Here is a 14872-nt window from a genome sequence, read left to right on the forward strand (position 1 = left end):
TTTGATGCGGTGTGGCGCACTTGCCCTGTAAAATAGGCACAGCCTTGCCATCCTTATCACAACGACTGCGAACCCATTGAAACCGACCCGCCAGCAACGCCTTGCGCGTGCCAAGTTTGCCCTGCCAAGTTTTGTCACCCTGCTATCGATTGCCTGTGGCTTCAGCAGCATTGTGCTGTCGGTTGAAAACGCGCACATCGGCGCCGCTGCCGATTACCGCATGGCGGCCTTCCTGCTGGTGCTGGCCGGCGTGTTCGACGCGCTCGATGGCTACGTGGCGCGCCTGACGTCCACCCAGTCCGAATTCGGCATGCAGCTCGATTCCATTGCCGACGTCATGAATTTTGGCTGCGCCCCGGGCCTCTTGCTGTACTGCTATGGCTTCACGCTGCTCGGGGCCGACCATCCCACCCTGCTGCGCATGGGCGGCCTGGCGTGCTTCATCTTTGTCGCCTGCGGCGCCTTGCGCCTGGCGCGCTTCAATGTCAGCGTGGGCCGCACCGACCCGCGCTACTTTGTCGGCATGCCGATTACGGCCGGTGCGGCCTGCGTGGCGTCGGTGGTGGTGGCCTGGCCCCAGCCCCTGCAGGGCATGGCCCAGGCCGCTGGGCTGGTGGCACTGCTGGTGGCCGTGGGCACGCTCATGGTGTCCACCGTGCGCTTCCCCAGCTCCAAGCAAAAGAAAAGTCCGCTGCTGCTGGCGCTGGTGGCCATTGCCCTGGTGCTGCTGGCCGTGCTGCAGTGGCGCTTCTTCGTGCTGTTCTTCCTCATTTATATCAGCGCCACGCTGCTGATCAACATTGGCTGGCAGATGGGCTGGCGCGGCGTGCCGCCACCGGAAGTGTTCGAAGACTAACGCCAGTCCGGCCGGGCCTACGCGAACTTGTCGAGCATGGCGGCCAGGCTGCTGGCGCGTGCCTGGGCACTGTGCAGGTCTTCGGCATTGGCGCTCTGGGTCACGATGCTGGCGGTGAGCAGCTGGACAAAGGAGCGGTCGAGCGCCTTGCGCGCCGCCGCCATTTGCTGGGCCACCGCGTTGCAGTCGCCCGGTACATCGGCCATGGCAATGAGTCGCTGCACGCCGCGCAGCTGGCCTTCCACGCGCGCCAGCCGGTGCAGCAAATCCTTCTTTTGCGCCAGGGTGAGGGCGCTGCCCTCGACGATGGTAAGGGCGCTGTCGGCCATGGTCCGCCCTTTACGCGACTTCGTGGCCGCGCGCGGCGCGCAGGATGGTGAACCACTGCTCCTTCGACAGCGTGAAGCCGGTGCCGGCGACGGCCACCGCGATCGCTTCAATGCGGCCGGTGCCGGTCAGCGGAATCGGGCGGCACGGCAGCTGCATGATCCACGCGAACACCACGCTGGCAAAAGGCTGGCCCAGGTCATCGGCAATGGTCTTGATGACCAGGCGCAGATGGTCGGCCTGGCCTTCGCCGGCCGAGAACAGGCGGCCACCGGCCAGCGGTGACCAGATCATCGGCGCCACGCCCACATCCTGCAGGCCGTCGAAGGTCTGGTCGAACATGGGGTCCAGGTGCAGCGGCGAAAACTCGACCTGGTTGGTGGCCAGGGCAATGCGCTTGTTGAGTGATTCAAACTGGTGGCGGCTGAAGTTGGACACGCCAAAGTGGCCTACCTTGCCGGCCTGGCGCAGGCGTTCGAAGGTGCGCGCCATCTCGTCAAAATCCATCAGCGGGTCGGGCCGGTGGATCAGCAGCAGGTCCAGGTGCTCGGTGCCCAGGCTGCGCAGCGACTGTTCCACCGAGGCGGTGATGTGGGCGGCGCTGGTATCGTAGTGCTGGATGCCGTGCTGCGGGCGCTGCGGCGACACCAGCTTGATGCCGCACTTGGAAATGATTTCAATTCGGTCGCGCAGCGAAGGCTGCAGGCGCAGCGCGTCGCCGAACAGGGACTCCACGCCGTAGCCGCCATAAATGTCGGCATGGTCAAAGCTGGTTACGCCCAGCTCGATGCAGCGCTCGATGAAGGCCACGCGCTGCTCGGGGGCCATGTTCCACTCGCTCATGCGCCACATGCCGGCGACAATGCGCGACAGCGCCGGGCCGCCGCTGCGGCTTGTCACGCGCGGGCAGCGGATGGCTCCAGACAAGGCAGGGTTCATCGCACTCCTTATTTGAACCACAGGCGCATCGAATCCCAGGCCCGGCCGAAGACCGTGGCCTGGCTCACTTCTTCCAGCGCGACCACCGGCAGCTGCATCATTGGCTTGCCGTCCACCATCATCTTGAGGGTGCCGACGCGGCTGTTGAGCGGCAGCGGCGCCACCAGCGGGTCCTTGCGCTCCAGCACAGGCTTCATCTTGCCGGCCACGCCTTTGGGCACGGTCACCACCACATCATTGGTAAAGCCGATCTTGACGTTGCTGGACGAACCTTTCCACACTTCCGGCGTGGCGATCACCTGGCCCTTGGAGTACAGCTTGACGGTGTCGAAATTCTGGAAGCCCCAGTTGAGCAGCTTCTGGCTTTCCTGGGTGCGGGCCTGGTCGGACGTGGTGCCGAGCACCACCGAGATCAGGCGCCGCTGCAGGTTGCCGCTCGGACGGCGGGCCGAGGCAATCATGCCGTAGCCGGAGCCTTCGGTGTGGCCGGTCTTCATGCCGTCCACGGTCGGGTCAAGCCACAGCAGGCGGTTGCGGTTGGGCTGGGTGATCTTGTTGTAGGTGAAGCTCTTGACCGAGTCGATCTTGTAATACTCGGGGAAGTCCCGGATCACGCGCGCGGCCAGGATCGACAGGTCTTGTGCGGTGGAGTAGTTGTCCGGGTGCGGCAGGCCGTGGGGATTGCCGAAACGGGTGTTCTTCAGGCCCATGCGCTGGGCTTCCTTGTTCATCAAGAACACAAACGCGCTTTCGTCGCCGGCCACCGCTTCGGCCAGGGCCACGGCAGCATCGTTACCCGACTGCACCATCAGACCATGCAGCAAGTCGTTGATCGAGACCGGTACGGCCGGGTCAATGAACATCTTGGAGCTACTGGCATCGACCTTCCATGCGCGCACCGAGACATTGACCTTTTGATTGAGTTCCAGCTTCTTGTCGCGCAGGGCGGCAAAGGTCAGGTAGGCGGTCATGATCTTGGTCAGCGAAGCCGGCTCGATGCGGGCCACGGGATCTTGCGAAGCGATGACCTGGCCGCTGGTGGCGTCGAGCAGCAGCCACGCGCGCGCGGCAATGGTCGGAGGCGGCAGAGTCTGCGCAACGGCGGCCGAGATGGCCAGCACGCCGGCAGCAAAGGCTGCGAATAGTTTTTTCATGGATGTGTACTCAAAAAAAGATGCCGCTAAAGAATGCGGCCAATTATAGCCCTAGCGCACGGGATCGCTGTCCCTGCGCCACAGTTGCATCACCAGGGTTTTGATGTGTCCCAGCTTGCGGTGGAAAAAGTGGTCAGCGCCCGGAATGACGATGACGGGAATGTCTTGCGGCCTGGCCCAGTCGAGCACCTGGGCCAGGGTGATGGTGTCATCCTGTTCGCCATGGATCAGGATGGTGTCGGCCGGGACCTCGGGCATGGGCCACTTGCCGGCAGCGGTGCCAACCAGTACCAGGCGTTCGGCCGGGCGCCCTTGCGCCATCAGGCGCTGCTGCAACTGGGCCTGGACAAAGGTGCCGAAGGAAAAGCCGGTCAGGGCAATCGGCAGGCCCGGATAGCGCCCCTGCATATGCTCGAGCATGATGAGCATGTCTTCGGTTTCGCCGGCGCCTTCGTCATGCACGCCTTCGGAGGCGCCCACGCCGCGAAAGTTAAAGCGCGCCGCCACGTAGCCCAGGGCCACGAAGGTGCGGGCCAGGGTGGCGGCAACCTTGTTGTCCATGGTGCCGCCATACAGGGGATGCGGGTGGGCCACCAGCGCAATGCCGCGCGGCGCATCCGGCGGCGCGTCGAGCAGGCATTCCATGTTGCCGGCGTGGCCGGCCAGGGTAAATTTTTCCGATTGTTTGTTCATTGATCCCAGTGCTCAGATCTTCAGGCGTTCCACCACCTTACCGCCCACCAGGTGGGAGTCGATGATGTCGTCAATGTCGGTGGTGTCGACGTAGGTGTACCAGGTTCCTTCGGGATAGACCACCAGCACCGGGCCTTCTTCGCAGCGGTCCAGGCAGCCTGCCTGGTTGACCCGGATCTTGCCGGGCCCGTTCAGTCCCAGCTGCTTGATGCGCTTCTTGGCGTGCTGCTGGGCCACCTGCGCACCCTGGGCGCCGCAGCATGGCCGTCCGTCTTCACGCTGGTTCATGCAGAAGAACACGTGCTGCTGGAAGAATGGCTTGTCGCTCATGGTCTGTTCTTTTCGCGAGGGAAGAAATTGCCATGATAGCGTAGGCGGGGCGATCAGGGGCGATGCGCTTGCGCGCGCCAGGCCCCTGCGGCGCTAGCGGCGGCGGTCGGCCACACGGTTCAGTTTGTGCGACGGCAACATCAAAAACCACACGGCAAGAAGCGGCCAGACCAGGGACAGGAATTGGGCGGCGCCGTTAAAGTTCAGGAACTTGCCCTGGACCCAGCCTTGCAAGGTGGCGGAAAAGTAAGGGTTGACCGGGATGGTGTTCACCACCAGCAAACTGAGCAGCAAGGTGGCGATGGCCAGCCGCCGCTGCGCGACCTGGGGCGCAAATGCCAGGCCCGAGAGCATGATCACGCCAATCAAAAAGCCGCCCTGGGCGCCGGGCGTAATCCAGGCAAAGGCGTTGGCCGGGGTGAACTGCAGGGAGCTGGCCAGGGTCTTGAACAGCAGGCCAATGGCCAGCATGGCCAGCACCAGGCGCGTGCGCGGCGCACCCCGGTTGAGCAGGCACAGCATGGTCAGCACGGCGCCGGTCATGCCGCAGGCCGTGATCACGGTTTCCGACAGCAGGAATTGTTCCGACGTCATGGCCTTGCCGGGGCGCAGCATGGCCACCAGGTCGATGTCGGTGTCGAGTCCGCGCGAGAGCCAGCCGGACAGGATGGGCAGCAGCTGGCCATGCCCGAACAGGTAGCCCACCGGATAGATCTGGGCCAGCGGCCACAGGGCCAGCAGCACCAGGCCCTGGCTGGCGTGGGGTGCGAACCAGCGCTTGCGGGTCTGGTACAGGCGGCTTTCATTGAGGTAGGAACGGGCCCCGGCCAGGCCGATAAAGGCGCCCACCAGGGCGCCGGCCGAATTGGTCATGAAGTCGAGATTGGATGGCACGCGGCTGGGCAGGTACGTCTGCACCGCTTCCATGATGCCCGACACCAGCACCCCCAGCACGGCGGCGCCGATGATGGCCCAGATGCCGCGCAGCCAGGGGTAGATGGCCAGTACCAGCAGCATGCCGAGCGGGATGTAGCCAATGATGTTGACCACCACGTCGAACCCGGTCCAGTACTGCGGCATGTTCAGCGTCAGGAAGGTGAACGGCGACAGGCCGGCACCACGCCAGCCCGAAAACGGGAACCAGCTGGCGTAGACGATCAGCAGCAGGTAGGCCAGCAGCGCGGCCCGCGACACGGGCGATCCGCGCGGCTCGCGCCGTGGTTCGGTGCTGACGACCTCGTTGCCGCTCATTGCTTCGGCACCACCTGCGCGGTGGGCAGGCTGGCCAGCCAGGCCACCATGTCGGCCGCGATGGCGTCGGTGGCGGCGGTCAGGGCGCGTGCGCCGCCGGCCGCATCGGCCGTGGTGGCGCTGATCTTGCGGCTGAAGATTTTCTGGTCGACCAGCTTGTGCTGCTGGAACAGCGATGCACGCAGGGTCACCTGGCCATAGCTTTGCGCCACGCTGTCGAAGCTGTGGTTGAAGTCATCCATTTCCAGGCGCAGGATCTTGATCCCGGCCGAGGCGTCGGTCGGCGTGAGCACCTTGGCGCCGCTCTGGCCGAAGCGTGTCTTGAGGCGCTGGGTGACCAGCTGCAGGGGCGTGGCTGCCCAGCGGCTGTTGCTGTACACGCGCGACTGCAGGGGATCGGCGTAATTGAGCCGGTAGTACATGCGCTCGCTGTCAAAGGCGGCCGAGCCGGTGACGTCGGTCACCACCACGGCATCGATCGATGCCGGTGCCGGTGCGGCGGCCGTGGTGGCGGGGCCGAAGTCGTAGCTGGCATTGCGCGGCGCCTTTTCGGTGGCGCAGCCGGCCAGCAGCACTGCGGCCAGGAGGGCGCCCAGGGCGGCGGCGCGGGGCAGGAATGGCGTCAGGGATGAATGCATGCTGGTCCTCATTTGGTCGGTGGCACAAAGCCCGGTTCACCCGGGCCGGGCGCGCCGTCCGGGGCGCCGAACAGGATGCTTTGCGGGCGGTTGCTCAGGGCGTCGGCGGTGCGGCGCACGGCGCGCAGCGAGGTCTTGGCCTCGTCGGCCATGCTGGTCAGGTGCGGCAGGGTTTGCAGTTCCAGTTCGCTGGTGACCGCTTCGAGCGAGCCGCCCACGCGGTCGACCGTCGTGTTCAGGCGCGCGATCGGCCCGTCCGGCGCCTGCAGCGTGGTGGCCAGCTGGTCGTAATTGCGGGCAGCCTGGTTGGCGCTGTTGGACAGGTCGCGGATCGAGACCAATGTCTGGTCGGCCTGGTTGGCCAGGGCCGGCAGGCGGGCCAGGGTTGGCTCCAGCGCGCGCGGCACCGCTTCCAGCGCGTCGGCCGCTTTTCCCACGCGGTCAAAGGCGCCCAGGATCACCTTCTGGTTGGCCGGGCTGACCAGGTTTTCGACGCTGGTGGCAATGCGCTCGGCTTTTTCCAGGATCACCATGCCGCGCTTTTCCAGCTGGTCCAGAAAGCCCGGGCGCAGCGGGATGCGGGCCACCTGCTGCGCGCTGCTGGGCAGCAGGGCCGAGCCGACCTTTTCATCATCGAGCTGAATGAAGGCAATGCCCGTCACGCCCTGGTAGCCAAGGGTGGCGAAGGTGGTGCGCGTGACCGGGGCCGCCTTGTCCACCGACAGGCGAATCAGGATCTGGCCGGCGCGCGACTGGTCAAAGATGATCTCGTCGACCTTGCCCACTTCCAGGCCGCGGTAGCGCACCGTGGCCTGGGGATTCAAGCCCGGGATCGACTGCACGGTGGCGATTTCGTAGGGCACGCGCTCGGTATTGTCGCGGTTGAACCAGAGGCCCGCCAGGACGGTGGCCACCAGCAGGGCAATGGTGAAAAAGCCCGTCATTAAAGCATGCGATCTGTTTTCCATTATTCTTTCTCCGTGTCGTTCGCCGCTTCCGTTTCATCGAGCACTTCCAGCGCGCGCTGGCCGCGCGCACCCAGGAAGAACTGCTTGATGAAGGGATGGTCCACTTCCAGTACATCGCGCGTCGGGCCGACCGCGATCACGTGTTTTTCGGCCAGCACCGCCACGCGCGTGGTCAGGGCAAAAAGGGTATCGAGGTCGTGCGTGACCATGACCACCGTCAGGCCCAGCTCGCGGTGCAGCGACTGGATCAGCGCCACAAAGGCGTCCGACAGGTCCGGGTCGAGACCGGCGGTCGGCTCGTCCAGGAACAGCAGCTGCGGCTCCAGGGCCAGGGCGCGTGCCAGCGAGGCGCGCTTGATCATGCCGCCCGACAGGTCGGACGGCATCTTGTTGGCGTGCTCGATCCCGAGGCCCACCATGTGCATCTTGAGCAGCACGGCGTCGTAGATCACGTCTTCCGGCAGGGCGCGCAGTTCGCGCAGCGGCAGGGCGATATTGTCGAACACCGACAGCGCCGAGTACATGGCGCCCTGCTGGAACAGCATGCCCCAGTGGTTGCGCATGCGCTGCAGCTGTTCGGCGTCGGCCTCGCTGATGTCTTCGCCAAACACTTTCACGCAGCCGCGCGCGGGACGCTCCAGGCCCAGCATCTGACGCAGCAGCACGGTCTTGCCGGTGCCCGAGCCGCCCACGATGGTCATGATCTCGCCCGAGAAAATCTCGAGGTTGAGGTCCTGGTGCACCACGGTCTTGCCGAACTTGGTCCACAGGCCCTTGATCTCGACCACCACCGGGCCGACTTCTTCGTCCGGTTTCATGTTGAGGGCCTGGGTGCGGCGCGTGAATTTGATGTCGCCCATCAGAACCCCACGTCGCTGAAGATGATGGCATACACGGCGTCGGCCAGGATCACCACGGTAATGGCGGTGACGACCGAGGTGGTGGTGCCGCGCCCCAGGCTTTCGGTATTGGGCTTGATGCGCAAGCCGAAGTGGCAGGACACCAGCGCGATCAGGACGCCGAAGGTGGTGCCCTTGAGCAGGCCGATCAGGTAGTTCGCCAGCGGCACGGCGTCGGGCAGGCTTTGCAGGAAGTAGCTGGCCGACAGGCCCAGCTGCACCTTGGCCGCGGCCATGCCGCCAATCAGGGCCACGGCATCGGTCCACACCACCAGCAGCGGCATGGAAATGGCCAGGGCCAGCACCTTGGGCATGATCAGGCGGTAGCCGTGCGAGATGCCCATGACCAGCATGGCGTCGAGTTCTTCGGTCACGCGCATCACGCCCAGCTGGGCAGTGATGGAGGAGCCCGAGCGGCCCGCGACCAGGATAGCGGCCAGCAAGGGGCCCAGTTCGCGGATCACGGCCAGGCCCACCAGGTCGACAATAAAGGCGTCGCCGCCGTAGGCGCGCAGCTGCTGGGCCGCCAGGAATGACAGCACCACGCCAATCAGAAAGCCCACCAGGGCCGTGATGCCAAGGGCCTGGAAGCCGGAGTGGTAGATATTGGCCGACACTTCGCGCCAGGGACCGGTGCGCGGATGGAGCACGAAGCGCCACAGGTCTTGCACCACGGTGCCGATCAGGCTGATGAAGCCGCCCAGGTGCTGGAAAAAGGTCATGACGCCAAAGCCCAGCTTCATGACCCAGGTCAGGCGGTTCTTTTGCGGCTTGGCCACCTGCAGCTTGCCCGCTTCCTCGATGCGCAGGAACAGTTCTTCCTGGCGATCGGCCAGCTTGAGCGAGGCGGGACGCTGCTTGCCCCAGCTGTTCCAGAACATCTGGGCGCCAATGTGGTCCAGGCTGGTGAGCTGGCTCAGGTCCCATGCCACTGCCTGGCCCTTGAACGAGGCCAGGGTGGCAGTGAGGTTCTTGATGGCGCCGCACTGGGCCAGCGCATGGACTTGCCAGATGCCGGACGCGATGACGACCGCTTGCCCCGCGCCATCTTGGGCGCGGTTGACGGTCAATGTTGGCGCATTTTCAATCGGCATTGCGCCAGTGTAAAAGAGATTCGGTACATCCGCTATCCTCATTCGTGCGCATCGGTACGCCAGCTCACGCTGCCAGGTGTCGGACCTGGCGCGCCGGGGCGCTGGTGGCCGCGGCGGGAGCGCTTTGCTTGCGCATTTTGGGGGCGTCGGCCTGGCCGGCATGATCGCTGGCCACGAGGGCCGCGGCATCCTGCTGAGGCATGCCCTGCAGCTGCAGCCACTGCGTCACCAGCGCGGCGAGCTTGTCGAGGGCAATGCGGTGGGTGGCATCGAGCTTGCTGTAGAGCCAGTCGGAAAAGGCCATGAAGCGGGCAAAGGGCGCCTCGCCCAACAAAGGCCCGAGCGTATTGGCAAAGCGGCCCGAATTGGCCACCAGGTCCCAGTAGCGGGCAAAGCGCACCAGGCGCTGCATGTCCGCGAAATCGATCAGGCTGGTGGCCAGGATGGTGTAGGGCGGATAGGGATCGAATACCATGCGGAATGCTTCCGTGTGGCGGATGATGGGCGTGCCGCGCAGGCGCTTGAGGATGCCGAACTGGATTTCGTGGGGCTTGAGCGCAACCAGCTGGTCGAAGCCGCGCGCAAAACTGGCAATATCCTCGCCCGGCAGGCCGGCAATCAGGTCCACGTGCAGGTGGGCGTGCGAGTGTGCCATCAGCCAGCGGATATTGTCGGCTGCCTTGGCATTGTCCTGGCGCCGGCTCACGAGGGCCTGTACTTCAGGATTGAAGCTCTGGATGCCGATTTCAAATTGCAGTGCGCCCGGCGGGAACTTGCTGATCCCTTCCTTGAGTGCATCGGGCAGGTGGTCGGGCACCAGTTCAAAGTGGGCGTAGACGGGGTCGTCCGGATTGGCGGCCAGCTTGTCGAGGAAGAACTGCATGATCTTCAGGCTGGTCTTGATGTTGAGATTGAAGGTGCGGTCGACAAACTTGAACAGGCGGGCGCCGCGGGCGTGCAGGCTTTCCAGCTCGGCCAGGAAGGTGTCGAGCGCAAACGGCCAGGCCGTCTTGTCCAGTGCCGACAGGCAGAATTCACACTTGAAGGGGCAGCCGCGCGAGGCTTCCACGTACAGGGTGCGGTGGGCAATGTCCTGGTCGGTGTACAGCGCGTAGGGCAGCTTGATCTCGGCCATCGGAGGCTGGACGCCTGCATGCACCTTCATCAAGGGCTGGGGGCCGTGCAGGATTTGTGCGCACAGCTGGGGAAAGGTGACGTCGCCCCAGCCGGTGACGAGGTAGTCGGCCAGCTGCACAATCTGCTGCTCGGCCGGCTCGAACGACACTTCCGGCCCGCCCAGCACGATTTTGACGTCCGGCGCCACGCGCTTGAGCATGGCGACCACGCGCGTGGTTTCTTCGACGTTCCATATATACACGCCAAAGCCGATGATGCGCGGCGCGTGGGCCAGCAGGCGCTCCACGATCTCAGTGGTCTTGGCGCCGATCACGAATTCCTGCAGCCGGGTCTGGTCCTGGAGTTCGCCCATGTTGGCCAGCAGGTAGCGCAAACCAAGCGATGCGTGGGCGTAGCGGGCGTTGAGGGTGGAGAGCAGGATGGTCATGGCAGGGGCGGCGCGGGGAAAGCGCTATTTTACCTGCGGCGGCTGACCGGGGACCGATGTCTCCGGCGCGCGGGGGTAGCAGTCCAGAACGTTTCACGAAAAGACAAGCCTGGTAGGGAACGCGCGATGTACAATTGCTAACTAACGGTAACGCACGCCGGCTGGGTTCCGGCAGCGCCGGGTATGCGATTGTCCATGTGATACCGAAGTGCCGCCGCAGGCGAGGCGCATCGCCTGTCGGTTGTGGATATGCAACGGATATTTCTTTTAGTTACTCGAAGGGTCCGCTGGCTTTGTTAGTATTGGGTTTCTTGTTTACAGCATTCTTTGGTCTTCTATGGTTAATACTCGTGCAATTGTCCTGGTAACCGGCATCCTTGCATGCAGCGGTGTCCAGGCGCAGCAGATGTACAAGACGGTCGGTCCTGACGGGAAGGTCACGTTTTCCGACCGTCCGGCCCTCGAAAGTGCTGCCAAGCTCAGCGTTATGCGTTCGAATACCTTGCGCCCCGTGAACACGCCGGGCGCTCCGGCCGAAGCGGCGCCCGCTCCCCTGCCCGCCCCTGCGGTGGCCAGCGGCCCGGCACCCGAGATCACGCCCCAGGTGGAGGCGGCCATCATGGCCGTCATGGCCCAGGCCGAATTCCCTCGTCGCTTTTACCCATTTTGCAATAGCACGGAAGCCAGCGCGCGGGCCTTCAACCAGGCCGCGAATGGGTGGAAGGCACGCAACATGGACGCGGTCGAGCACCAGCGGCGTTTGCTGATGCAGGTCGTGACACCCGTCAAGCGTGCGGAAATGCAGGCCAAGGTGGCGGCCCTGGTCAACGGGGAAGTGGCAAAAGTGGGCAATCTGACGGTGCCGGAAAGGCAGAAGTGGTGCGCCGAGGCCATTGTGGAATTACGCGGTGACAGCTCCACCATCAGCCAGCCTGACATGATGGCTGTCGCGATCCCTTCGCCGCGGCGGCGCTAGCGTAAAAGGGCCGGGAGGCCTTTCGGTAATAATTTTGCTATTCAAAACAACACTTCTTGCACTTTTGTCAGGTATGATGTTGTTTCGATATTTAAAGCATTGTTGCCGAAATGAAAAATCAAGCTTTCCTCTTCCTGGTGATCATGGCCGCCTCCAGCGGCGCTTCCGCGCAGCTGTACAAGACCGTCTCGGCCAGCGGCAAGGTGGTGTATTCAGACCGCCCGGCCGATACGGGTGCCAGCAAGGTCAGCGTGATCGGCCCTGTCGCCCAGCAGGCGCCCACCCGGGCCAGCACTGAAGAGGAAGGCACGCGCCGCCACGTAGCCGGCAGGAGCATGCCCGGCGCATCGGCGGGGCAAACGCTGCACACGGCTGACCGCGGCGGGTCAAATGGCAAGCTTGAGCGCATGGATGTAGAAATTGTCATGGTGTCGGGCAAGGCGCTGGTGGGCGCGGGCACCGTTGTCACCACCGCAGCCGGCGTGCGCACAAACTAGAGCAACACTTATTGCAACTCTGTCAGGTAAGATGCGGAATTGCTATCTTATCTGAAGCGTTTTGATGAACAAGAAATATCTTTGCCTTGCCCTGTCCGCTGTTTCCCTTGTTTCACAGGCCGAGGTGCGCAAGATCGTCACGAATAACGGCAAGGTCGTGTATACCAACGTGGCGGCCGCTGCTTCCACTGCCCGTCCCATGCCCGATGTGCTGCCTGCCGATGTGATCGGGGCAGTGTCCAACATCATCGGTGTGGCCCAGCTGGTGGGGCGCAGCAGCGAGTTTTGCGGTAGTGTGTTTCCAGCCTCTCAAAAGAAATTTTCAGCCTCGGCATATCACTGGCAGCGCCGCAACGCTGCTGTGGTGTCGCACAAGGACCGCGTCATGTCCCACGGCGACCAGGTGCTGGTCGCGGCTGCGCTCAACAGCGATGCCCTGCGCAAGACGGAAGCCATGCTGCGCCCGGTCATCAAGGGCTCGGCAGCAGAACAGGGCAGGTGGTGCGCGCAAGCCTTCGCCGATGTCGATCGTGGCCGGCTCGACCTGGCCGGCCGGGCGTCCATCGTGCCCCTCATGCGTATCGCTCCCTGAAATATATTTTTCATGCCTCTTGCCAAGTTAATGGCGCCTTGCTATAGTTCGCCTCCCGTTGAAAAGCACGCAGAATCAAGTGCTTGCGAAAGTTTCATCGGAACCGCATGAACTGCGGGGTAGTAAAAAAGAGGTTGACGAGAATCGCGAAACGCTGCATAATCTCACCTCTCTGCTGCAACGAACACAACGCTTCGTAGCCTGCAGCAAGGCAGTACCGAATACGAGTTCTTTAAAAATTAACAGTCGATAAGTGTGGGCGTTTGATGAAGGTGCCAACAGAGCGAAAGCGCTGTTGAATACTTAAATTATCAAATGTTCACAAGAAAGAAATATAGGCGCTACGAAAGTAGTGGCCTGTCAGTATTTTGAGTGAGCGAATTCGGACCAATGGGACGAATTCGGGCAGAAATGCCCGACAAACAGAGATTGAACTGAAGAGTTTGATCCTGGCTCAGATTGAACGCTGGCGGCATGCCTTACACATGCAAGTCGAACGGCAGCGCGGGGCAACCTGGCGGCGAGTGGCGAACGGGTGAGTAATATATCGGAACGTACCCTGGAGTGGGGGATAACGTAGCGAAAGTTACGCTAATACCGCATACGATCTAAGGATGAAAGTGGGGGATCGCAAGACCTCATGCTCCTGGAGCGGCCGATATCTGATTAGCTAGTTGGTGGGGTAAAGGCCTACCAAGGCATCGATCAGTAGCTGGTCTGAGAGGACGACCAGCCACACTGGAACTGAGACACGGTCCAGACTCCTACGGGAGGCAGCAGTGGGGAATTTTGGACAATGGGCGCAAGCCTGATCCAGCAATGCCGCGTGAGTGAAGAAGGCCTTCGGGTTGTAAAGCTCTTTTGTCAGGGAAGAAACGGTGAGGGCTAATATCTCTTGCTAATGACGGTACCTGAAGAATAAGCACCGGCTAACTACGTGCCAGCAGCCGCGGTAATACGTAGGGTGCAAGCGTTAATCGGAATTACTGGGCGTAAAGCGTGCGCAGGCGGTTTTGTAAGTCTGTCGTGAAATCCCCGGGCTCAACCTGGGAATTGCGATGGAGACTGCAAGGCTAGAATCTGGCAGAGGGGGGTAGAATTCCACGTGTAGCAGTGAAATGCGTAGAGATGTGGAGGAACACCGATGGCGAAGGCAGCCCCCTGGGTCAAGATTGACGCTCATGCACGAAAGCGTGGGGAGCAAACAGGATTAGATACCCTGGTAGTCCACGCCCTAAACGATGTCTACTAGTTGTCGGGTTTTAATTAACTTGGTAACGCAGCTAACGCGTGAAGTAGACCGCCTGGGGAGTACGGTCGCAAGATTAAAACTCAAAGGAATTGACGGGGACCCGCACAAGCGGTGGATGATGTGGATTAATTCGATGCAACGCGAAAAACCTTACCTACCCTTGACATGTACGGAAGCCACGAGAGATCGAGGTGTGCTCGAAAGAGAGCCGTAACACAGGTGCTGCATGGCTGTCGTCAGCTCGTGTCGTGAGATGTTGGGTTAAGTCCCGCAACGAGCGCAACCCTTGTCATTAGTTGCTACGAAAGAGCACTCTAATGAGACTGCCGGTGACAAACCGGAGGAAGGTGGGGATGACGTCAAGTCCTCATGGCCCTTATGGGTAGGGCTTCACACGTCATACAATGGTACATACAGAGGGCCGCCAACCCGCGAGGGGGAGCTAATCCCAGAAAGTGTATCGTAGTCCGGATTGTAGTCTGCAACTCGACTACATGAAGTTGGAATCGCTAGTAATCGCGGATCAGCATGTCGCGGTGAATACGTTCCCGGGTCTTGTACACACCGCCCGTCACACCATGGGAGCGGGTTTTACCAGAAGTAGGTAGCTTAACCGTAAGGAGGGCGCTTACCACGGTAGGATTCGTGACTGGGGTGAAGTCGTAACAAGGTAGCCGTATCGGAAGGTGCGGCTGGATCACCTCCTTTCTAGAGTTGCACCTGGTTATAGAACCAGTCACCAAACGTCCACACTTATCGGCTGTTGAATTTAGAACGCGCATTCTCTGGAAAGTGCAAACTCAAGCATGTTCATGCTTCGGTTTGATCTTTTAGAGATTAAA

Annotated in this window: 15 protein-coding genes and 1 rRNA gene; 5 read left to right on the forward strand and 11 right to left on the reverse strand. The window is 62.4% G+C overall.

Annotated features, from left to right (window positions below):
* Positions 1–76 precede the first annotated feature (76 nt).
* Positions 77–856 carry a CDP-diacylglycerol--serine O-phosphatidyltransferase gene (gene pssA / locus KY495_RS09990; RefSeq protein ID WP_219883487.1) on the forward strand — a complete coding sequence of 260 codons (780 nt, stop codon included), beginning with the start codon at positions 77–79 and terminating at the stop codon, positions 854–856.
* 17 nt (positions 857–873) lie between these two features.
* Here the strand turns inward: pssA and KY495_RS09995 are convergent, their stop codons facing one another.
* The 11 genes from KY495_RS09995 to KY495_RS10045 all read right to left on the reverse strand — a co-directional run bounded on the left by KY495_RS09995 (position 874) and on the right by KY495_RS10045 (position 10713).
* On the reverse strand, positions 874–1185 hold the full coding sequence (locus tag KY495_RS09995) for a metal-sensing transcriptional repressor (protein ID WP_219883488.1): 312 nt from the start codon (positions 1183–1185) through the stop codon (positions 874–876).
* Positions 1186–1195: 10 nt separating this feature from the next.
* Positions 1196–2122, reverse strand: a complete 927-nt coding sequence (locus tag KY495_RS10000; protein ID WP_219883489.1) for an aldo/keto reductase family oxidoreductase — start codon at positions 2120–2122, stop codon at positions 1196–1198.
* Positions 2123–2130: 8 nt separating this feature from the next.
* Positions 2131–3276 carry a D-alanyl-D-alanine carboxypeptidase family protein gene (locus KY495_RS10005; protein WP_219883490.1) on the reverse strand — a complete coding sequence of 382 codons (1146 nt, stop codon included), beginning with the start codon at positions 3274–3276 and terminating at the stop codon, positions 2131–2133.
* A 51-nt stretch (positions 3277–3327) separates the two neighbouring features.
* On the reverse strand, positions 3328–3969 hold the full coding sequence (locus KY495_RS10010; protein WP_219883491.1) for an alpha/beta hydrolase: 642 nt from the start codon (positions 3967–3969) through the stop codon (positions 3328–3330).
* Between the two features lie 12 nt (positions 3970–3981).
* Positions 3982–4299, reverse strand: a complete 318-nt coding sequence (locus KY495_RS10015) for a ferredoxin (RefSeq protein ID WP_219883492.1) — start codon at positions 4297–4299, stop codon at positions 3982–3984.
* A gap of 93 nt (positions 4300–4392) precedes the next feature.
* The gene (locus tag KY495_RS10020; protein WP_219883493.1) at positions 4393–5550 is read right to left on the reverse strand and encodes a VanZ family protein; all 1158 of its coding nucleotides are present in this window, start codon (positions 5548–5550) and stop codon (positions 4393–4395) included.
* On the reverse strand, positions 5547–6188 hold the full coding sequence (locus tag KY495_RS10025; protein WP_229518567.1) for an ABC-type transport auxiliary lipoprotein family protein: 642 nt from the start codon (positions 6186–6188) through the stop codon (positions 5547–5549). The genes KY495_RS10020 and KY495_RS10025 overlap by 4 nt, the downstream gene beginning before the upstream one ends.
* Before the next feature lie 8 nt (positions 6189–6196).
* Positions 6197–7156, reverse strand: coding sequence for an MlaD family protein (locus tag KY495_RS10030; protein ID WP_219883495.1), 960 nt, complete (start codon positions 7154–7156; stop codon positions 6197–6199).
* Positions 7156–7974 (reverse strand): ABC transporter ATP-binding protein, encoded by an 819-nt coding sequence (locus KY495_RS10035; RefSeq protein WP_229518614.1) that lies wholly within the window; start codon positions 7972–7974, stop codon positions 7156–7158. Before KY495_RS10035 ends, KY495_RS10030 begins: the two co-directional genes overlap by 1 nt.
* 41 nt (positions 7975–8015) lie before the next feature.
* Positions 8016–9149, reverse strand: a complete 1134-nt coding sequence (locus KY495_RS10040; RefSeq protein WP_219883497.1) for an ABC transporter permease — start codon at positions 9147–9149, stop codon at positions 8016–8018.
* Positions 9150–9213: 64 nt separating this feature from the next.
* Complete coding sequence (locus KY495_RS10045; RefSeq protein ID WP_219883498.1) at positions 9214–10713, reverse strand: B12-binding domain-containing radical SAM protein; 1500 nt, start codon at positions 10711–10713, stop codon at positions 9214–9216.
* A gap of 337 nt (positions 10714–11050) precedes the next feature.
* Here KY495_RS10045 and KY495_RS10050 point away from each other — a divergent pair, with 337 nt between their 5' ends.
* The 4 genes from KY495_RS10050 to KY495_RS10065 all read left to right on the forward strand — a co-directional run bounded on the left by KY495_RS10050 (position 11051) and on the right by KY495_RS10065 (position 14738).
* Entirely contained in the window at positions 11051–11689 is a 639-nt protein-coding gene (locus KY495_RS10050; RefSeq protein ID WP_219883499.1) for a DUF4124 domain-containing protein, read from the forward strand.
* A 110-nt stretch (positions 11690–11799) separates the two neighbouring features.
* On the forward strand, positions 11800–12186 hold the full coding sequence (locus tag KY495_RS10055; RefSeq protein ID WP_219883500.1) for a DUF4124 domain-containing protein: 387 nt from the start codon (positions 11800–11802) through the stop codon (positions 12184–12186).
* A 64-nt stretch (positions 12187–12250) separates the two neighbouring features.
* Positions 12251–12778 (forward strand): hypothetical protein, encoded by a 528-nt coding sequence (locus tag KY495_RS10060; RefSeq protein WP_219883501.1) that lies wholly within the window; start codon positions 12251–12253, stop codon positions 12776–12778.
* A gap of 431 nt (positions 12779–13209) precedes the next feature.
* Positions 13210–14738 (forward strand): 16S ribosomal RNA (locus tag KY495_RS10065).
* Positions 14739–14872: the final 134 nt, after the last annotated feature.

Origin of the sequence: Massilia sp. PAMC28688, assembly GCF_019443445.1 — a bacterium.
In the GTDB taxonomy this organism is placed as follows: domain Bacteria; phylum Pseudomonadota; class Gammaproteobacteria; order Burkholderiales; family Burkholderiaceae_D; genus Telluria_A.